The 19,418-nt window shown below is 73.9% G+C and carries 15 protein-coding genes and 1 pseudogene; 3 read left to right on the forward strand and 13 right to left on the reverse strand.

From position 1 onward, the window contains the following. Positions 1-58 precede the first annotated feature (58 nt). A complete protein-coding gene (locus tag ACZ3YL_RS10890; RefSeq protein ID WP_465656694.1) occupies positions 59-1,195 on the forward strand; it encodes a phosphotransferase in 1,137 nt (378 codons plus the stop codon). A 4-nt stretch (positions 1,196-1,199) separates the two neighbouring features. On the opposite strand, the gene ACZ3YL_RS10895 is transcribed toward ACZ3YL_RS10890, so the two are convergent. The 10 genes and pseudogenes from ACZ3YL_RS10895 to ACZ3YL_RS10940 all read right to left on the reverse strand — a co-directional run bounded on the left by ACZ3YL_RS10895 (position 1,200) and on the right by ACZ3YL_RS10940 (position 12,952). After that, the gene (locus ACZ3YL_RS10895) at positions 1,200-2,909 is read right to left on the reverse strand and encodes a protein kinase domain-containing protein (protein ID WP_411292965.1); all 1,710 of its coding nucleotides are present in this window, start codon (positions 2,907-2,909) and stop codon (positions 1,200-1,202) included. Between the two features lie 112 nt (positions 2,910-3,021). Next, positions 3,022-4,446 carry a protein kinase domain-containing protein gene (locus tag ACZ3YL_RS10900; RefSeq protein WP_188305133.1) on the reverse strand — a complete coding sequence of 475 codons (1,425 nt, stop codon included), beginning with the start codon at positions 4,444-4,446 and terminating at the stop codon, positions 3,022-3,024. Between the two features lie 267 nt (positions 4,447-4,713). Continuing rightward, entirely contained in the window at positions 4,714-5,325 is a 612-nt protein-coding gene (locus ACZ3YL_RS10905; protein WP_188305134.1) for a bacterial proteasome activator family protein, read from the reverse strand. Positions 5,326-5,791: 466 nt separating this feature from the next. Then, positions 5,792-6,667, reverse strand: a complete 876-nt coding sequence (locus tag ACZ3YL_RS10910; protein ID WP_465656697.1) for a hypothetical protein — start codon at positions 6,665-6,667, stop codon at positions 5,792-5,794. Between the two features lie 140 nt (positions 6,668-6,807). After that, a complete protein-coding gene (locus ACZ3YL_RS10915; protein WP_465656698.1) occupies positions 6,808-7,785 on the reverse strand; it encodes an NAD(P)H-quinone oxidoreductase in 978 nt (325 codons plus the stop codon). A gap of 36 nt (positions 7,786-7,821) precedes the next feature. After that, complete coding sequence (locus tag ACZ3YL_RS10920) at positions 7,822-8,880, reverse strand: potassium channel family protein (protein ID WP_465656700.1); 1,059 nt, start codon at positions 8,878-8,880, stop codon at positions 7,822-7,824. A 73-nt stretch (positions 8,881-8,953) separates the two neighbouring features. Continuing rightward, positions 8,954-10,162: a molybdopterin molybdotransferase MoeA gene (locus ACZ3YL_RS10925; protein WP_465656702.1), complete on the reverse strand. Its 1,209-nt coding sequence runs from the start codon at positions 10,160-10,162 to the stop codon at positions 8,954-8,956. Further along, positions 10,159-11,126: pseudogene (locus ACZ3YL_RS10930) on the reverse strand (NTP transferase domain-containing protein). The gene ACZ3YL_RS10925 and the pseudogene ACZ3YL_RS10930 overlap by 4 nt, the downstream one beginning before the upstream one ends. A 17-nt stretch (positions 11,127-11,143) precedes the next feature. Beyond that, positions 11,144-12,193: an MBL fold metallo-hydrolase gene (locus ACZ3YL_RS10935; RefSeq protein ID WP_465656704.1), complete on the reverse strand. Its 1,050-nt coding sequence runs from the start codon at positions 12,191-12,193 to the stop codon at positions 11,144-11,146. A 111-nt stretch (positions 12,194-12,304) separates the two neighbouring features. After that, a complete protein-coding gene (locus tag ACZ3YL_RS10940) occupies positions 12,305-12,952 on the reverse strand; it encodes an FMN-dependent NADH-azoreductase (protein ID WP_188302427.1) in 648 nt (215 codons plus the stop codon). Between the two features lie 106 nt (positions 12,953-13,058). Here ACZ3YL_RS10940 and ACZ3YL_RS10945 point away from each other — a divergent pair, with 106 nt between their 5' ends. Then, positions 13,059-13,466: a winged helix-turn-helix transcriptional regulator gene (locus ACZ3YL_RS10945; protein WP_188302426.1), complete on the forward strand. Its 408-nt coding sequence runs from the start codon at positions 13,059-13,061 to the stop codon at positions 13,464-13,466. A 99-nt stretch (positions 13,467-13,565) separates the two neighbouring features. On the opposite strand, the gene ACZ3YL_RS10950 is transcribed toward ACZ3YL_RS10945, so the two are convergent. Continuing rightward, positions 13,566-14,333 carry a polyprenol monophosphomannose synthase gene (locus ACZ3YL_RS10950; protein ID WP_465656706.1) on the reverse strand — a complete coding sequence of 256 codons (768 nt, stop codon included), beginning with the start codon at positions 14,331-14,333 and terminating at the stop codon, positions 13,566-13,568. Between the two features lie 317 nt (positions 14,334-14,650). On the opposite strand from ACZ3YL_RS10950, the gene manA reads away from it, so the two are divergent. Beyond that, a complete protein-coding gene (manA, locus tag ACZ3YL_RS10955; RefSeq protein WP_188302425.1) occupies positions 14,651-15,859 on the forward strand; it encodes a mannose-6-phosphate isomerase, class I in 1,209 nt (402 codons plus the stop codon). Here the strand turns inward: manA and ACZ3YL_RS10960 are convergent. Together ACZ3YL_RS10960 and dnaB are read right to left on the reverse strand one after the other, a co-directional pair. Further along, positions 15,849-17,228: an acyltransferase family protein gene (locus ACZ3YL_RS10960; RefSeq protein ID WP_188302424.1), complete on the reverse strand. Its 1,380-nt coding sequence runs from the start codon at positions 17,226-17,228 to the stop codon at positions 15,849-15,851. The two genes, manA and ACZ3YL_RS10960, sit on opposite strands and share 11 nt — an antisense overlap. 174 nt (positions 17,229-17,402) lie before the next feature. Further along, positions 17,403-18,899: a replicative DNA helicase gene (gene dnaB / locus ACZ3YL_RS10965; protein WP_465656735.1), complete on the reverse strand. Its 1,497-nt coding sequence runs from the start codon at positions 18,897-18,899 to the stop codon at positions 17,403-17,405. Between the last annotated feature and the right edge of the window lie 519 nt (positions 18,900-19,418).

Genomic DNA, 19,418 nt, shown 5'->3' on the forward strand with positions numbered 1-19,418 from the left:
CCTTCACAGATGTGACGGTTTGTCAAGGGCCCCCACCAGGGGGCCATAACCTCTGCACGTGACTTTCAGCCAGACCCTCGCCTGCGCCCCGGCCCGCCCCGACCTCTCCGCACCGCCGATAGGGACCCTCAGTCCACCGGTACCGCGCAGCGCACTCGCCGAGGTCCTGGCCCGCTTCCGGGTGGGGCGGCTGCTCACCGCCGAACCGGTCGCCGAAGGCCTGCTCAACCGGGGCTACCGGGTCACCGCCGAGGCCGGCGCGTACTTCCTGAAGTGCTACGTCGACGCCGCGACCGCCAACCGTCCGAAGATCCTCGCCCACCACCGCGCGATGACCGACCTGCACGCCCTGGGACTGCCCGTGGCACCCCCGCTGAGCTGCTCCGGCGGCGGCGGGACGGTGGCCGGACTGAACGGCCGGCTGTTCGCGCTGTTCCCCTGGGTGGCCGGCCGGCACCGGCACGGTACCGAGCTGGATCCGTCGCGGTGCGACGCGCTCGGCGCGCTGCTCGGCCGGCTGCACGGCGCGCTCGACGACGTCTGCGCCCCCCTCGACCAGCCCGCCGGCTACCGCAGCGCCGACCCCCTCGACAGCGCCGAACTGGCCCGCGACCTGCGGCGCCGCGCCCGCGACCACCGCCCCCACGGCGACCTCGACACCCTGGTCGTCCAACGGCTCGACGAACGGCTGGAACTGCTCGCCGACCACGCCCACCGCCGCCCCGAACCACACGCCGCCCCGCCCACCGGCTGGACCCACGGCGACTTCCACGGCCTCAACCTGCTCTACGGCGAAGGCGGCGAGGGCGGCGAGGGCGGCGAGGGCGGCGAGAGCCCGGACGGCGACCGGGTCACCGCCGTGCTCGACTGGGACAAGCTCGGCCCGCAGCCACGCGCCGAGGAGGCCGTCCGCGCCGCCACCCTGCTCTTCAACGACCGGACCACCGGCACCCTCGACCTGGTCCGGGTCCGCCGCTACTCACAGGCCTACCGGGCCTCCGGCGCCGCCACCGCCGAGCACGTGGCCGCCGCCGTCCACCGGGTCTGGTGGGAGCGGCTGAACGACTTCTGGATGCTGCAGTGGCGCTACCAGCGGGCCGACCACCGGGCCGACCCGCTGTACCCCGCCTCGGCGGGCCAGTTGGCGTGGTGGTGCCAGGAGTACGAGCAGGTCCTGGACGCCTTCGCCAACTGATCCGTCAGGGGTTGACGGGCGGCGGCAGCGTGCCGCCACCGGCCGGCTTCGTGGGCGTCACCGGCGGGTTGGTGGCCCCGCTGCCCGTAGTCGGCGTCGTGCCCGAGGTCGGCCCACCGGTCGCCGACGAGCTGGCCGTCGCGGAGTGGGTGGCCGTCGGGGTCGGGGTCGGGGTCGGGGTGTGCTTGCCCGAACCCGGCGACGGCGACATGTTGTTGCCGCCCCCGCCGGTGCCATTGTACGGAGTGGTTTCGGTCGGCTGCTGCGGCCGCCGGCTGCCGGAGGTCGACGGCGGCGGGGTCGGCTGGCCGTTCTGGGCCGGCACGGTCGGCTCGGTGGTGCTGACCACCGGGGCGGGCGTCGGGGGCGTCGTCTGGTTGCTGTTGCCACCGCCGCCGCCGCTGAGCGCGAACGCGATCCCGGCCCCGGCCGCGACCAGCACGGCGATCCCGCCGGCCAGCCAGCCCCACGGCCCGCGCCGCCGGCCGCCGTGGTCGTCCTCGCCGCCACCGCCGTACGCGTCGCCGGCCCCCTGGTAGGGCGAGGGGGTGTGCGAGCCGCCCGCGGAGTACGGCAGCACCGAGGTCTGGTCGCCGGCGCCGACCGCGCCGAAGGCCTGGGTGGCCGCCGCCTGGTCCGGCCGGAGCACCTGGGTGGCCCCCGTGTCGCCGGGCATCCCGGTCGCCGCGCCGGCCCAGGTGGCCCCGCCCGCTCCGTGCATCTCGCGCAGCGCGTGCTGGAGGTGGGCGCGGAACTCGTCGGCGTCCTGGAAGCGGTCGTCCGGGTTCTTGGCGAGCGAGCGCAGCACCAGCGGGTCCAGGCCGACCGGCACCCGGCTGTTGGCCTGCGAGGGCGGCACCGGCGGGTCCTGGACGTGCTGGTAGACCACCGAGAGCGGGGTGTCGCCGGTGAACGGCGGGCGCAGCGTGAGCAGCTCGTAGAGCATGCAGCCGGCCGCGTACAGGTCGGAGCGGTGGTCGACCGGCTTGCCGAGCGCCTGCTCGGGCGACAGGTACTGGGGGGTGCCCATGACCATGCCGGTCTGGGTCATCGTGGTGGCTCCGCCGGTCAGCGCCCGGGCGATGCCGAAGTCCATCACCTTGACCGCGCCGGCGTTGGTGATGCTCACGTTGGCGGGCTTGATGTCGCGGTGCACGATGCCGTTGCGGTGGCTGTAGGCCAGCGCCTCCAGCACCCCGGCGATGATGATCAGCGCCTGGTCGACCGGCGGCGCCTCCTCGTCCACCAGCAGCTCGCGGACGGTCCGGCCCTCGACCAGCTCCATCACGATGTACGGCGTGGACTCGTCCCCGACGTACTCCTCACCGGTGTCGTAGACCGCGACGATCGCGTGGTGGTTCAGCGCCGCGACGGCGTGTGCCTCGCGGGTGAAGCGCAGCCGGGCGACGTCGTCCTGGGCCAGCTCGCCGCGCAGCAGCTTGACCGCGACGGTGCGGCCCAGCCGCACGTCCTCGGCGGCGAACACCTCGGCCATGCCGCCGCGGCCGAGCCGGTGGGTCAGCCGGTAGCGGCCGTCACCGACCGTGCCCATCGGGACCCCGCGGCCGGGGGTCTGCGGTCCGCCGGCCCGGCCGAACGGCGGCAGCGCGGAGGTCGCGGCTTCGCCGCCCGGCTCGGGGATCCTCGGCGTGCCGCCGGTCCGTCCGACCGCTCGGGCACCCGCCTCGTCGTCCGGCTGCTGCGTCTGTGCCATCGCTCCTCGCCCCGGGCGTTCGCTCGGATCGCGGTGCCCTGTCGCTTACGTATCCCCGAACGCTACCGCTTCCGGCGGGCACCCGTGACACCCGCGGAACGGCGGGAAACCGTCAGAGCAGGCCGTCCCGGTCGGCCTGCGGGCCCACCAGCACGACCGCGGCCGGGCGCTCGGAGTGGAACTTGCCGTTCGTGGTGTTCTGCGCCTTGTTGACCACGATCGCGATGATGATGCCCGCCAGCACCAGCACGCCGACGATGATCGCGATCACCACGAAGGCGGTGGAACAGCCGCCGCTGCTGGGCTTCGGCTGCTGGTACGGCGGCATCGTCCGCGGCCCGCCCTGCTGCGGTCCCCCTTGCTGGAGGTACTGCGGGTGCGGGGTGTGCGGAGCCTGCGGGGCCTGCGGGCGCGGGGTCTGGTAGGCCGGCGGCGGCGTCTGGTACTGCGGCGGCTGCCCCTGCTGGAGGTACTGCGGGTGCGGGGTCTGGTAGGCCGGCGGCGGGGTCTGGTACTGCGGCGGCTGGGGCTGCCCCTGCTGGAGGTACTGCGGGTGCGGGGTCTGCGGCGCCTGCGGCGTCGCGTGCACCGAGCGCGGCCCCTCCTTGATCACCAGCGGGGGGCTGGCCTGCAGCGCGTGCCCCGTGCCGCCGCCCTTCAGCTCCGCGATCAGCCGCTCCGCCTCGTCCCGCATCGCGGCCGCGCTCTGGAAGCGGTGCGCCGGGTCCTTGCGCAGCGCCTGGGCCACGAAGGCGTCCACCACGGGGGTGAGCGAGCGGTTCAGGCTGGAGGGGGCCGGCGGCTCCTCCTGGACGTGCTTGTAGGCGATCGAGAAGGCCGAGTCGCCGTCGAAGACCAGCTGGCCGGTGAGCATCTCGAAGAGCATCACGCCGACCGAGTACAGGTCGGAGCGGGCGTCCACCGGCTTGCCGAGCGCCTGCTCGGGCGACAGGTACTGCGGGGTGCCGACCACCATGCCGGTCTGGGTCATCGAGGTGACGCCGGACTCCAGGGCCCGGGCGATGCCGAAGTCCATGACCTTGACATTGCCCTTGCGGTCGAACATGACGTTGCCGGGCTTGATGTCGCGGTGCACCAGGCCCATGTCGTGCGAGGCCTCCAGCGCGTTCAGCACGCCGACGGTGACCCGCAGGGCGTCCTCGGTCGGCATCGCGCCGTACTGGACGACCGCCTCGTTGATCGACTCGCGCAGCCCCATGCCGTCGATCAGCTGCATGACGATGTACGGCGTGCTGGAGCCGTCCGGGGCGACGTCCTCGCCGCTGTCGTACACCGTGACGATGTTCGGGTGCTCCAGCCGGGCCACGGCCTGGGCCTCGCGGCGGAACCGCTCCTTGAACGAGTCGTCCCGGCCCAGCTCGCTGTGCATGCTCTTCAGCGCGACCTGCCGGTCCAGCACGCTGTCGTACGCGAGGTGCACGGAGGCCATGCCGCCCTCGCCCAGCAGCCGCTGCAGCACATAGCGGCCGTTGCCCAGGGAGAAGCCCTCGACCGCCGCGTTGCCGTGCTCGCCCATGGTCCTCTGCTCCCCCTCGGCGCGGTGGTCCTGCCGCAACCGTGACGTTCGGTCTCGTCCGTGCGTGGTGAGCCCGGCCCGCTGGCCCGGCGAACCCCTGTCGCGGCGGCTCCACCGGCCTGCGACAGGGGTCAGGGTATCGGCTTCCGCCGACGGTGATCGGCCCAGGGCCGAACCTGCCCCCGGGCCTCCCGCGCCCGGCCGCGACAGTGCGGTCCGGGGCGGATCGTCGTGGTACGTCCGGCCCCCGCGGCGGGCCGGGCGGCCCTAGAGGTACGGGCCCGAGCGGATGCCGCGGCCCTGGCCCGGGTCCTCCTCGTCCAACTCGCCCCCGTGCAGACCGGGCGGCAGCGCGCGGCGCATCTGCTCCAGCTGCGCCCGGGCGGCCATCTGCTGGGCGAACAGGGCGGTCTGGATGCCGTGGAAGAGGCCCTCCAGCCACCCCACCAGCTGGGCCTGGGCGATCCGCAGCTCGGCCTCGGTCGGGATGGTGTCGTCGGTGAACGGCAGCGAGAGCCGCTCCAGCTCGGCGACCAGCTCCGGGGCCAGCCCGAGCTCCAGCTCCTTGATCGAACTGGCGTGGATGTCCTTCAGCCGGACCCTGCTCGCCTCGTCGAGGGGCGCCGCCCGGACCTCCTCCAGCAGCTGCTTGATCATGCTGCCGATGCGCATGACCTTGGCGGGCTGCTCGACCATCTCGGTCACCGGAAGCTCACGCGGCATGTCCGCCTCGTCCCCCTCCATCGGCGCCCCGGCGAACCCCTGGCCAACGGGCAGCCCGTCCGGTCCGACGATCAGCACCTTCTGGCCGTCCTGCGACTGCCCGCCGGCGGCCCGGAAGGGCTCCTGCGACGAGCGCTCGTTCATCGGATTCGTCATGAACAACATTCTCTCTCACTGGGGTTGGTCGGGCGGAAGCCCCCGTGCGTCCCGCCGTCCTGCGCCACCCCCCGACGACCGTACGCCCCCCACGGCCCGACCGGGAATCCGTACGGCTACTCAGTTCCCACCGGGCCCGCGCCCCGCCGCACACAGCACCTCCCCCAGCACCCCGCGAAACCCACCCCACCCCCCACGACCACCCCCCGTGAACCCGCACCGAATCTCCACGGCCCGACCCCTCCCACCGACCGGGCCGCCCCGACCGCCACCGCACCCCGTCCGCGGCGAGGGGCCGACCGGCCCCAGGCCGTGGGCGACGGGACCCGACCCACGCACGGCATCGGGCCCCGCTCCCCCTGTCGGTTCCGCCGCGGCCCCGGGCTTCGGCCGCCGCCAGCACGACCGCCACCAGCACGACCGAGCCCACCCTGCGAGCGCGGCCGGCGAACCCCGTTCCCCCACCTCAGCCCTTGCGCAGCCGCAGCCCGATCAGCCCCAGGCCGCAGCCGATCAGCCCCAGCCCGACGCCCAGCGGCAGCTGGAGCGTGGAGGGGTCCTGCCAGCGAGCCGGGAGGATGACCGCGGATGCCACGGGCTGGCCGGAGGCCGCCGTGACGGTGTCCTGGTCGGCGGCCGGCGCCGGTGCGTCCGGGGAGTCCGGGGTGTCCGGGGTGTCCGCGTCCGACTGGTCGGCCGTAGTGCCCTGGTCCTGGGCCTGCTCGGGCGACTGCTCGACGACCTGGTCCGGAGCCTGGTCCGGAGCCTGGTCCGGCGCTTGGACCGGAGCCTGGTCCGGCGCTTGGACCGGCGCTTGGGCGGGTGCTTGGACCGGCGCTTGGGCGGGCGCCTGCGCCGGCGCCTGGTCCACGACCGTGTCCGGGTGTTCCAGCACGGCGGCGGGGTGGTGGCGGTGGGCCCGGAGTTCGGCGAGGTCCGGACGCGACCGGGTGGGCACCGGGTACTGCGGCGGCGCGGCCTTCGGCGACGGCCCGTCGGACCCGGTCTGGTCATCGGCACCCGCGGCGGTCGCCGAGGAGTCGTCCGGCGCGGCCTGGTCGTCACCGACCACTGGAGTCGCCGTGGCGTCCGGCTCGTCCGGTCCGGTCTGGTCGTCGGCGCCGGCGGCGGCCCGGTCGTCGGCGCCGGCGGCCGGGGAGTCCGCCGGCGCCGAGGCGCTCGGCACCGGCTCGGCCGCCGCCACGGTCGCGGCGGCCAGCGGGAGGGTCAGCCCCAGCACGGCCGCCGCGAACAGGCGGCGGGCACAGCGGAGCCGGGGATCACGGCGGTGGTGGAGCGCGGCGGGCAGCGGCCCGAGGACGACGTGCGGAGGTGCGGCCACGGTCGGAGTCCTTCCGACGGCCGACCGCGCCCGGGGGCGGGGTCGGCGGTGGGACAGCTCCGGACCAGCCTCACACATTCCGACAATCGCGGCATTTCGGACACCTGCGCGACGCCGCGCGCCCCCGCAGCCCCGCCCACTCAGGCCTTCAGCACGACCTTCCCCACCTGCTCCCCCGCCTCCAGCACCCGGTGCGCGTCACCGGCCGAGGTCAGCGGCAGCACCCGGTCCACCACCGGCTTCACCACGCCGGACTCGACCAGCGGCCACACGTGCTCCCGCACCGCCGCCACGATCGCCGCCTTCTCCGCGAGCGGCCGCCCGCGCAGGTTGGTGGCGATCACCGCGGCCCGCTTGCGCAGCAGCGCGTTGAGGTCGAGTTCGCCCTTGACCCCGCCCTGCAGCCCGATGATCACCAGTCGTCCGTTGACGGCCAGGGCGTCCACGTTCCGCTGTAGGTACTTGGCGCCCATGATGTCCAGGATCACGTCCGCCCCGGCCCCGTCGGTGGCCTCGCGGAGCACCTCGACGAAGTCCTGCTCCCGGTAGTCGATCGTGATGTCGGCGCCCAGTTCGGCGCACCGGGCCAGCTTCTCGGCGCTGCCCGCGGTCACCGCGACCCGGGCCCCGACGGCCTTGGCCAGCTGGATCGCCATCGTCCCGATGCCGCTGGCGCCGCCGTGCAGCAGCACGGTCTCGCCGGGCCGCAGGTGGGCGGTGAGGAAGACGTTGGACCACACCGTGCAGGCCACCTCCGGCAGCGCCGCGGCCTGTTCCGGGCTCAGCCCCGCGGGCAGCGGCAGCAGCTGCCCGCTCGGCACCGCGACCTTCTGCGCGTAGCCGCCGCCGGACAGCAGCGCGCACACCTGGTCGCCGACGGCCCAGCCGGACACGCCCGGCCCGAGCGCGACGATCCGCCCGACGCACTCCAGTCCGGGGTAGGGCGAGGCGCCGGGCGGCGGGTTGTAGAAGCCCTGCCGCTGGAGCAGGTCGGCGCGGTTGACGGCGGTGGCCGCCACCTCGACCAGGACCTCGCCGTCGCCGGGCACCGGGTCGGGGACCTCGGCCCACACCAGTGCCTCGGGACCGCCGGGTACGGGAATCGTCATCGCATGCATGCCCCGAACCTACTTCGCCGTACGGCGGTTCGGGGTTCAGGCCCCGCCCTGCCCGGTCGACTTGATGACGATCACCCGGTCGGTGAGCTGCAGCACGGCGGCCTCCGGTTCGGTGTAGTTGAGCACCCGCCGGCCCCGCACCACCGCGACCACCAGCTCCTCGCACTCGCGCGGGCTGTGCCCGGCCTCGGCCCGGGTGACCGGCCGCTCGACCACGTCCAGCCCGTTCCCGTAGGTGAGCAGGTCCTCCATCACCGCCCCGGCGTGCGGGCTGAGCATCGACAGCCCGAGCAGTCGCCCGGCCGAACTGGAGCTGGTGACCACGACATCGGCGCCGCTCTGCCGCAGCAGCGGCGCGTTCTCGTCCTCCCGTACGGCGGCGACCACGGTGGCGCCCTTGTTCAACTGGCGCACCGTCAGGGTGATCAGCACCGCCGTGTCGTCCCGTTCGGGGGCGACCACGATCCGGGCCGCGCCGGGTACGGCGGCCCGGACCAGGGTGTCGGTGCGGGTCGCGTCGCCGACCACCCCGACCAGGCCGTGCTGGGAGGCGTGTTCGATGACCTTGCGCTGGGGGTCGACGACGACGATCTCCTCCGCCTTCACCCCCTGCCCGAGCAGGGTGTCGACGGCGCTGCGCCCCTTCGTCCCGAAGCCGATGACGACGGTGTGCTCGCGCACGGTGGACCTCCAGCGGTTCAACCGCCATTGCAGGCGGGTGCGTTCGGTGAGCACCTCCAGGGTGGTGCCGACCAGGATGATCAGGAACACCACGCGCAGCGGGGTGATCACGAAGATGTTGGTGAGCCGGGCGCTGTCGCTGTACGGGGTGATGTCGCCGTAGCCGGTGGTGGAGAGCGTCACGGTGGCGTAGTAGGCCGCGTCCAGGAAGCTGAGTTCGCCGCCCGCGTTGTCGTGGTAGCCGGCCCGGTCGAGGTACACGATCACCGAGGTGGCGACCAGGACGGCGAGCGCCAGCAGCAGCCGGGAGCCCACCTGCCGCACCGCGGGCGCGGTGCGCCGGGCGGGCAGCACGATCCCGGCGTCCGCCCAGGACTCCGCGCCCGGCGCCGAGATGCGCCTGAGCCGACTCATGCGCCCACCTCGCCGCGCCCGGCGGGGGCACTCGCCCACCCGCACCCCTCGACGGTGAGCAGTCCGCGCTCGCTCACGGCGCCTCCACCAGTTCGACGTTCTCCCCCGCGCCGGCCCCGCCGGGCGGGATGACGGCCAGCGCCTCGGCGCGGGCGAGGCCGCGCAGCATCGCGGGCCCGTCGAAGGCGAGCGGTACGACGCCCTCGGCGGTGCGCCGCACCGGCTGGAGCCGGGTGTCCACCGGGTGTCCGGGCAGCGGGACGGCCGCCGGGGCGAGCACGGGGGCGGTGGCGGCCCGTCCGCCGTGGGCGTGCAGCAGTGGCAGGGCGAGGGTGACCATGCCGGCGACGGCGGCCAGCGGGTTGCCGGGCAGGCCCACCAGGTGGCGTCCGCCGGGGAGTTCGGCCAGCAGCATGGGGTGTCCGGGGCGGACGGCCACGCCGTCGACCAGCAGTCGGGCACCGGCCTCGGCGAGCGCCCGGTGCAGGAAGTCGACCGGCCCGGCGGCCGTTCCGCCGGTGGTGACCACGACGTCGGCGGTGGAGTACCGCAGGGCGTCCCGGAGCAGCCCGAAGTCGTCGCGGACGCCCCGGACTTCGGCGACCTCGGCGCCGGCCGCCCGCAGCCAGGGCGGCAGCAGCGGGCTCAGCGCGTCCCGGACGAGTCCGGGGCCGGGGATCCCGGTGTCGAGCAACTCGTCGCCCAGCACGAGCAGTTGGGCGACAGGCCGACGTCGTACGGCGAGCCGGTCGTGACCGCAGGCGGCGGCCAGGCCGAGCACGGCCGGCCCGACCACCGTCCCGGCGGGCAGCAACTCCTCACCCCGGCGGCACTCCTGTCCGCGCGGGCGGACGTCCTGACCGGTGGTCATCGGCTGCGGACCGCGGTCGCGCAGCAGTGTGCCGTCCGTCCGGCCGTGCTCGCGGCGCAGTACGGCGGTTGCCCCGGGCGGCAGTTGGGCGCCGGTGGCGATCTCGACGGCGTCGCCGTCGGCCAGCGGCGCCACCTCGGTGCGACCGGCCAGCACCTGCCCGGCGACCCGCCAGGGTCCGGGTCCGGCGACCGCCCAGCCGTCCATCGCGGAGGTGTCGAAGGCGGGCAGGTCGGTGAGCGCGCCGAGCGGCTCGGCGAGGACGTGCCCGAGCGCCTCGGCCAGCGTCCGCCCGATCACCGGCAGCGGACGCAGCCCGGCCCGGCGGGCGGTCTCCCGGGCGCGCGGCCAGCTCAGCACGCCGGGACCGGTGGTCGGCGCGGCCACGGCGGTCTCCCCGACCGTGCTCACGGCTCGCCCGGACCGTCGGCGGCCGGGCTCTCGTCGGACGGGGCCCACCGCTCGGCGAGCGCCGTGGTCCGGCGGGACGCCTCGGCGACGGCCTCCGCCCCGCCGCCCTGCCGGGCGGCCGCGTAGCCGATCAGGAAGGCGGTCAGCGGTGCGGCGGGCCGGGCCACCCCGTGCGCGACCACCCGGGCCGTGTCGAGCAGTCCCCGGACGTCCACGTCCAGGTCGATGCCCAGGTCGGCCTTGACCTCGGCGATCCAGTCTTCCAGCGTGCGCTCCATGCGCCCATGCTGCCTGATCGGCGGTTTCCCCGAGGTGTTCGCCCCGTGTGCGGCGCGCGTCGTCTCCCTCACGGCCAGGGGCCGGGCCCGGTGAGGACCGGTCAGGACTTCTCCCGTTCCCGGGCCTGCTCCAGGTCCTCCCAGGTGTCGCAGTCGTACGCGACGTTGTCCGTGTCGGCGACCCGCAGCCCGGCCAGTCCGCCGACGAGGCGGCGCAGCGGCTGCCCGGCCGGGTCGCCGAGTGCGGCGAGCGCGGCGCGCAGCGGGGCGGTGCGGTAGGCGGCGGCGAGCGGCTGGTCGCGACCGCCCGCGTCGACCAGCAGGGCGGCGTCGACGGACGGCCCGGCCCGGTCGAGGGCGGTGGCCAGCCGGTCCACCGTCCGCCGGTCCAGGAAGGGCAGGTCGGCGGCGAGCAGCAGTACGAGGTCCGCGGTGACCAGGTCGAGCCCGGCCGCGACGGCGGCGACCGGCCCGCCGCCGGGCGGCTGTTCCCTGGTCCACCGGACGCCCGCGCGTGCGGTCGGCCGGGCGGGGCCGACCACGACGGTGGTCCGGGCGCCGGCGCAGGCGGCGAGCACCCGGTCCAGCAGGGTGGTCTCCCCCACGGTCAGGCCGGGTTTGTCGGCCCCACCGAGCCGCCGGGCCGAGCCGCCGGCCGGAACGATCACGTCGTAGAGCGTCGCCATGCGGCCAGTATCCCGCCCTACTCCTGGGCCCCGGCCTCGTCCTCCGTCTCGCCGGAAGCCGCAGCGGAACCGGACGCGGGCTCGGACGCGGGCTCGGATTCAGGCTCGGATCCGGGCTCGGATCCGGGCTCGGATCCGGGCTCGGACGCGGGCTCGGAAGCCGGCACGGACGGCCCCCGGGCGGTGTTGGCGGCCGCGCCCAGGTCCAGGAAGGACGGCAGGGTCAGCTCCCCGTACCGCTCGTTCATCGCGGTGACCAGCGCCTCCGGGTCGTCCGGGTGCTCGGCCAGCAACCGGTCGAAGTCCTTCAGGTACGCCCCGGTGAAGGCGAGCACCCGGGCCGCGTCGTCGCCCTGCTCGGGGGCGCGGTGCCCGGCGATGACCCGGTCCACGCCGAGGTCGGCGATCCGGCCGAGGTTGTGGCCCCAGGTGGTGCGCTGGGCCGGGGTGGTGTCGGCGGTCCACACGTGGGTGCCGTTGCAGGCGAAGTCCCCGGCGATCACGGTCCGGATGCTGGGCACGTGGACGACGGTGGACTCCCCGCAGTCGGCCTGGCCGAGCAGCAGCACCGGGATCACCTGGCGGTCGAGCATCAGCGGCTGCGGCAGCAGCGGGGCGGGGATCAGCGGGCGGTCGGGGATGTCGTCGCCGTAGACCGGCTTCCACTGGGCGACCTTGGCCGCGACGGTCCGCCGGATGCCCTCGACCACCGCCGGGGCGGCCAGCAGCTGGGCGTCCGGGAAGAGCTTCAGCACCTCCTCGGCGCCGAAGTAGTGGTCCGGGTGCTGGTGGGTGATCACGATGGCGAGCAGCCGCCGGCCCTTGCCCGCGACCCACTCGGCCAGTTCCCGCCCGGCGCTGCGGGTGAGCTGGGCGTCGACCAGGATCGCGGTCCGCTCGCCGAGGATCAGCGCGGAGGTGGTGAAGAAGGCCGACTCGGGCCCGGTGAAGACGGCGACCTCCAGCGGGCGGGCGGGCCGTTCGGCGTCGTCGGCGGCCTCCGCCGCGACGGGCCCGGCGTCGGCCCGTTCCGCGCCGGCGCTCTCCTCGGGCGGGGACGACGTCACGGGCTGCTCCCTCTGGTTCGGCGGTCGGACTCCTTGCGCCCTACAGCATGGGAGTACCGGCGGCCGATCGCGCGGAAGGCGCGCCCGTGGGGGCGCGCCTTCCGGCGCGGGTCACACCGTGGCCCGGGCGGTGGTCTCCTTGCCGCGGAGGGCGGCCTGCTCCAGGGCCCGCGCCTTGGAGGCGGCGGCCTGCGGGACGAAGTCGGCCAGCGCCGGGACGACCGCGGCCATGGTGAGCTCCGGGACGATGAAGTCGACCTCCAGCCCGAGCCCGCCGCCCAGCACCTTCTCCAGGTAGGTGGTGACGAACTCGTACGGCTCGCGCGGGGCGCCCGGCCCGTACGAGCCGCCGCGGGAGGCGACGACGGTGACCGGGGTGCCCTTGGCGGAGGGCTCGTCGCCGGCGGTGCGGCCCATCAGGATCACCTGGTCCAGCCAGGCCTTGAGGGTCGACGGGATCGTGAAGTTGTACATCGGGGCGCCGATCAGCACCGCGTCGACGGACTCCAGCTCGGTCATCAGCTGCTCGCGCAGCGCGAAGGCGGCGGCCTGCTCGGCGGTGCGCGCCTCGGCCGGGAGGAATCCGGCGGTGATGCCGGTGGCCTCCAGGTGCGGGATCGGGTCGGCGGCGAGGTCGCGGTGGATCACCGTGCCGTCGGGGTGCTGGGCCTGCCAGGCGTCCCGGAACGCGGCTGTGACCTCGCGGGAGACGGAGCCGTCGGTGAGCGCCGAGGAGTCGATGTGCAGGAGCGTGGGCATGGCAGGCCTCCAGAGGATTAGTAGCTGCTGTTTCCGCCGCAGCTGCAATTAACGTAGCAGCTTACTTTTCTATAGTCACTAGTGGCCGGTCGAGTAGGCTGGACCCATGGCCGAGCACGAGGTAGTCAGCGACGCAGTCCCGACCGCCGTCGACGCGTGCGCCCCCCAGGGCAACGGCGGCTGCCCCGACGTCAAGCTGGCCCTCAACCGGGTGTTCATCCTGCTCGGCAAGCGCTGGACCGGCCTGCTGCTGGGCGTGCTCAACAACGGCGGCCCGGCCTACTTCTCCGAGCTGCGCCGCTCCGTCCCGGGCATCAGCGAGCGGATGCTCTCCGACCGGCTCACCGAACTGGCCGAGGCCGGACTGGTCGTCCGCGAGGTCGACCCCGGCCCCCCGCTGCGGGTCAGGTACCGGCTCACCGAGGGCGGCGTCGCGCTGAAGCCGGCCCTCACCGAACTGGCTGTCTGGGCCGACCGCTACCTGCCGGAGAGCGCCCTCAAGGGCGGCTGCTGACCAGCCGGGTCACCGGGACACGGGCACCGGGACACCAGCGCCCGAACACGAAGAAGGGCCCGTCCGCCGAAACGGCGGACGGGCCCTTCATGGAAGGACTCAGCGCTTCGCGGCACCGCCGCGCAGCCGGGCCACCCGGTCGGCGACGCCCCAGGAGGTCACCCGCCAGAGCGCCTCGAGCACGATGCCGCGGCTCATCTTGGAGGCGCCGAGCTCGCGCTCGACGAAGGTGATCGGCACCTCGGCGACCTTGAAGCCCGCCTTCACCGTGCGCCAGGCCAGATCGACCTGGAAGCAGTACCCGGCCGAGGCCACCTCGTCCATGCCCAGGCCCAGCAGGGTCTCCTTGCGGAAGGCCCGGTAGCCACCGGTGACGTCCCGGATCGGCACGCCCAGCATCAGCCGCGAGTAGGTCGAGCCGCCGCGCGAGAGCAGCAGCCGCGACTTCGGCCAGTTGACCACCCGGCCGCCCGGCACCCAGCGCGAGCCGAGCACCAGGTCGGCGCCGCGCAGCGCGCTCAGCAGCCGGTCCAGCTCCTCGGGCTGGTGCGAGCCGTCCGCGTCCATCTCGACCAGGACGTCGTAGCCGTCGTCGATGCCCCAGCGGAAGCCCGCGAGGTAGGCGGCGCCCAGGCCCTCCTTGCCCTTGCGGTGCAGGACGTGCACGTTCTGGTCCTCGGCGGCCAGCTTGTCGGCCAGCTCGCCGGTGCCGTCGGGGCTGTTGTCGTCGGCGACCAGCACATGGGCCTCGGGCACCGAGGCCCGGACCCGGCCGACGATCCGCTCGACGTTCTCCGCCTCGTTGTAGGTCGGGATGATCACCAGGACCCTGCCGAGATCAGCAAAACTCTGCTGGTTCACGGTCACGTACAAACCTCTCGGCCGATGGCGGGGAGTATCAGAACACCGTCGCCCGCACTTTGGAACGCGGCCCCGCCGGCAGCCCGCCGACGGGATGACCGCGGTGGAGAATTCTGCGGGGGGCGGGGACTACTGCGTCCTGGCATTCTACTACCGCGCCCGGGAACCACCGGTCGGACCACGGCACTCCCATCGGATGCCCACCGTTTCCCCGCGGGCGACCCGGGTCGGCTAGGGTCGATGCCCTTGCCCGTGCCCGCCCCGGCACTCCGGGCCCGGGACGTCCGGGGCCGCCCCGTCAGCGAAGGAGTAGGACCGCGCGCATGGACAGGCTCGTCAACACCGTCCGCCCGTACGCCTGGGGGTCGCTCACAGCCCTGCCCGAGCTGCTGGGGCAGGAACCGACCGGTGAACCGCAGGCCGAGCTGTGGATGGGCGCCCACCCCGGCGACCCGTCGCGCGCCGACCGCGGCGAGGGCCCGAGGCGGCTGGACGAGCTGATCGCGGCCGACCCCGAGGGCGAACTCGGCGCGGCGAGCGTGGCCCGCTTCGGCCCCGGCCTGCCGTTCCTGTTCAAGGTGCTCGCCGCGGGCATCCCGCTGTCCATCCAGGCCCACCCCACGCTGGACCAGGCCCGGGCCGGCTTCGCCGCCGAGAACGCCCTCGGCATCCCGCTGGACGCCCCGGGGCGCAGCTACCGCGACGCCAACCACAAGCCCGAAATGGTCTGCGCGCTGGGCGAGTTCGAGGGCCTGTGCGGCTTCCGCCGGCCCGCCGCGGCGGCCGCGCTGATGGCCGCCCTCGGGGTGCCCGGACTGGACCCGCTGATCGCGCTGCTGTCGGTCGCGGACGCCGGGGACGCCGAGGCCGAGGCCCGGGCCCTGCGCGACGCCCTGGCCACCCTGCTCACCATGGACGACGAGACCGCCGGGCGGGCCGTCCGGGACACCGTCGCCGCGCTGGCCGGGACGGACCCGGACGGCGAGCACGCCCCGTACGCCGAGATCGCCAAGGACTTCCCGGACGACCGCGGCGTGATCGCCGGCATGCTGCTCAACCACGTCCGGCTGCGGGCCGGCGAGGCGCTCTACCTGGGCGCCGGGGTGCCGCACGCCTACCTGTCCGGGGTCTGCGTGGAGCTGCAGGCCAACTCGGACAACGTGCTGCGGGCCGGCCTCACCCCCAAGCACATCGACGTGCCGGAACTGCTCGAGGTGGTGCTCTTCGAGCCCGGCGCGCCCGAGGTGGTGCACCCCGTCCCGGTCGAGTCCACCCCCGGCGAGCAGCTCTACCCCGTCCCGATCGACGAGTTCCGGCTCTCCCGCTTCGAGCTGGCGGGCGTCGAGCGCGAGATCGACGGCCGCACCCCGCAGATCCTGCTCTGCACCGAGGGCGCCGTACGGCTCACCGCCGCCGACGGCGCGGTGCTGGACCTCGCCCGCGGCCAGTCCGCCTTCCTCCCGGCCACCGGCACCCCGACCAGGCTCTCCGGCACCGCCGGCACCCTCTTCCGCGCCACCGTCACCGTGTGACGGCGGCGGCCTCCGGCTCGGCCGGAACTTCCTGAGCCGGTACGCCCTGGACCGGTACGCCCTGGACCGGTGCCGCGGACGGGGCCGGCAGGACCCGTTCGAGCGTCCTCAGCGCCTTCCGGCCGAGCTTCTGGAACGGAAGTTCCACCAGCCGGTACAGCAGGTAGGAGGCCACCAGCGCCACGGTCAGGAACTCGGCCCCCCAGAGCACCTTGGCCCCGGTCGCGGTGGGCCGCGGCGGCACGCCGACCAGGGGGCCGATCGTGTGCAGCACGTGGACGTGCAGCAGGTACAGCGAGAAGCTCACCGCGCCGAGCCAGGTCAGCACCTTGGGGAAGCGCCGCTTGCGCAGCGCCATCGCACCGAGGAAGGTCGCCCAGGCCCCGGCGTAGGACACGCACCACGCGACCCAACCCGACGTCCAGGTGCCCTGTTCCATGCCGTTGCGGTTGTACATCCATCCGATGGCGACACCGGAGACCACCACGAAGCCGCAGACAAGCCAGGCCTGCATCCGATCGATCTGCCCGTGCTCGGCCCGGTAAAGCACGGTCCCGGCGAACATCGTGGCGAAGATCATCAGCGTTTCGAAGACGGGTGCCCGGCTGTTGGTGAACAGCAGGACGGTACCCAGGCCGCCCAGCAGCAGGGCCCCCAGCCGGGTCAGCGCCGGGTTGCCGCTCAGCATGCAGACGAAGCCCATCAGCACGATCAGGGCCGCCGCCAACACCAGGTGCCGGGTGGAACCCACGTCGTGGCCGAAGACATCGGCGGCCAGCGTGCCGCCGAACACCAGGCCCACCGCGGCGAACCCGACCGCGAACACGCTGCTGCGCTTGTGCCAGCCCAGCGTGAACAGACCGGTGACCAGGAAGTAGAAGACCATCTCGTAGGTCAGCGTCCAGGCGACGCCCATGCCGTTCACCACGTTCAGCATGTCCTGGAGCATGGTGGCGTTGGCCGTCAGCGAGATCAGGTCGTGCCCGGTACGGAACAGCGCGACCGAGCCGTCCCCCGCCGGCAGCATCAGGATGGCCACCACGTAGGCGGCGATCAGCGCCGGGTAGATCCGGAAGACGCGTCCCACCCAGAACGCCCGCACGTCACCCCGGCGTTCCAGCGAAGCGGGGATGATGTAGCCGCTGACCAGGAAGAACACCATGACCCCGTACAGGCCGAGGTCGAAGTGCGCCCACACCGCCCCGCCGAACGGCAGCAGTTCGAGGATGCCGAAGTGGTGCATCGCCACCATCAGCGCGGCCACGCCGCGCAGTGCGTCGAGCCAGCCGAGCCGGGCAGCCGCCCCACCAGCCCGTGACCGCTCGGTCCGCCGGACCCGGCGGGCGGACAGCTGTCGTATCTTCTTCACCGCAGGGACAGTAGCCCATCGCCCCACGGCTCCGCTCCGCCCCGTACGGGCCTCGTTGCCTTGGCGCGCCTCATTCGTTTGACCCCGCCCCGCTCCCCCACGGGACTGTCGCGGGCGCCCCGGCCGGTGGGGCCGCACCGGTGACCGGCCGCCCCGCCCGGGGCGGTCGGAGGGTCAGTCCCGGGTCATGTCGACGAAGCGCGAGTAGTGGCCCTGGAAGGCCACCGTGATGGTGGCGGTCGGGCCGTTACGGTGCTTGGCGACGATCAGGTCGGCCTCGCCCGCGCGCGGGGACTCCTTCTCGTACGCGTCCTCGCGGTGCAGCAGGATGACCATGTCGGCGTCCTGCTCGATCGAGCCGGACTCGCGCAGGTCGGAGACCATCGGCCGCTTGTCGGTGCGCTGCTCGGGGCCACGGTTCAGCTGGGACAGCGCGATGACCGGCACTTCCAGCTCCTTGGCCAGCAGCTTGAGGTTTCGGGACATGTCCGAGACCTCCTGCTGGCGGTTCTCGGCCCGGCGGGAGCCGCCGGACTGCATCAGCTGGAGGTAGTCGATGACGACCAGCTTGATGTCGTTGCGCTGCTTGAGCCGGCGGCACTTGGCGCGGATCTCCATCATCGACAGGTTCGGCGAGTCGTCGATGAACAGCGGCGCCTCGCTGACGTCGGGCATCCGGCGGGCGACCCTGGTCCAGTCGTCGTCCGTCATGTTCCCGGAGCGCATGTGGTGCAGCGCGACCCGGGCCTCGGCGGAGAGCAGGCGCATGGCGATCTCGTTGCGGCCCATTTCGAGCGAGAAGATCACGCTCGGCAGCTTGTGCTGGATCGAGCAGGCGCGCGCGAAGTCCAGCGCGAGGGTGGACTTACCCATGGCGGGACGGGCCGCGATGACGATCATCTGGCCGGGGTGCAGCCCGTTGGTGAGCTGGTCGAAGTCGGCGAAACCGGTCGGCACGCCGGACATCTGGCCGTTGCGGGAACCGATCGCCTCGATCTCGTCGAGGGCGCCCTCCATGATGTCGGCGAGCGGCGCGTAGTCCTCGTTGGTGCGCTGCTCGGTGACGGCGTAGATCTCCGCCTGGGCGGCGTTGACGATCTCATCCACGTCGCCCTCGGCCGCGTAGCCCATGCCGGCGATCCGGGTGCCGGCCTCGACCAGGCGGCGCAGCACGGCGCGCTCGTGGACGATCTGGGCGTAGTACTCGGCGTTGGCCGCGGTCGGGACGGAGTTGACCAGGGTGTGCAGGTAGGAGGCGCCGCCGACGCGCTGCAGCTCGCCGCGCTTGGTGAGCTCGCCGGCCACGGTGATCGGGTCGGCCGGCTCGCCGCGGGCGTAGAGGTCGAGGATCGCGCCGTGGACCATCTCGTGCGCGGGCCGGTAGTAGTCGGCCGGCTTGAGCACCTCGACCACGTCGGCGATGGCGTCCTTGGACAGCAGCATGCCGCCCAGCACGGACTGCTCGGCGGCGAGGTCCTGCGGGGGGACGCGCTCGAAGCCGTCGACGCCGCCCTGGCCCTCGTCGTCCCGGCGGTCGCGGTCGTCCCGGCCCTTGCCGCTCTTCCCGCCCCTCCCGTTGGCGAAGTCGGCTCCACCCTTGCGGAAGCCCTCGCCGCGGCCGCCGCCCTGCCCGCCGCCGCCCTGGCCGCCGCGGTTGCGGGAGACTGGCAGCCGGTCGCCGGGGCCGTCCGGGAAGGGGGCGTCGTCGAAGGCGGCGGCCGGGAAGGGGTCCTCGGCGTTCTGCCAGTCCTCCTCCGGCGGCGGGGCGTCGTGGTCGTCGTACTGGGGGCCGGTCACGCGTGTTCCCCGATCAGCGAGTGGTGCGAAGTTGGAGCGGGCCTTGCCGGTGGCTGGGTGGAGCGGAGCCGCTCCTTTTGTACGCCACGGCACCGACAAATCGGACGCCGGGGTGGGTGGGAGTGTCGGGTGGAGAGCCCACGCTAAGGCGCCGGACGCCCTCGCGCCAAGGCGGTTATCCACAGGGGGTGTGGACGAGCGGCCCTCGGCTGTGGAGAACTGCCGCAAAGCTGTGGACGCCCCTGTGGAAGCTCCTGTGGATAACCGGATGATCGGTCCATCGTCAACCCATTGACCTGCGCTTACCCCTTCCGGGGCCTGTGCATGAGAAATTCTTCACACACCGCCGAACGGCCGTGGACACGGACCGGACAGAGCTCGCCGCTCACAGTT

It is taken from the genome of Kitasatospora sp. NPDC023176, from assembly GCF_055560495.1.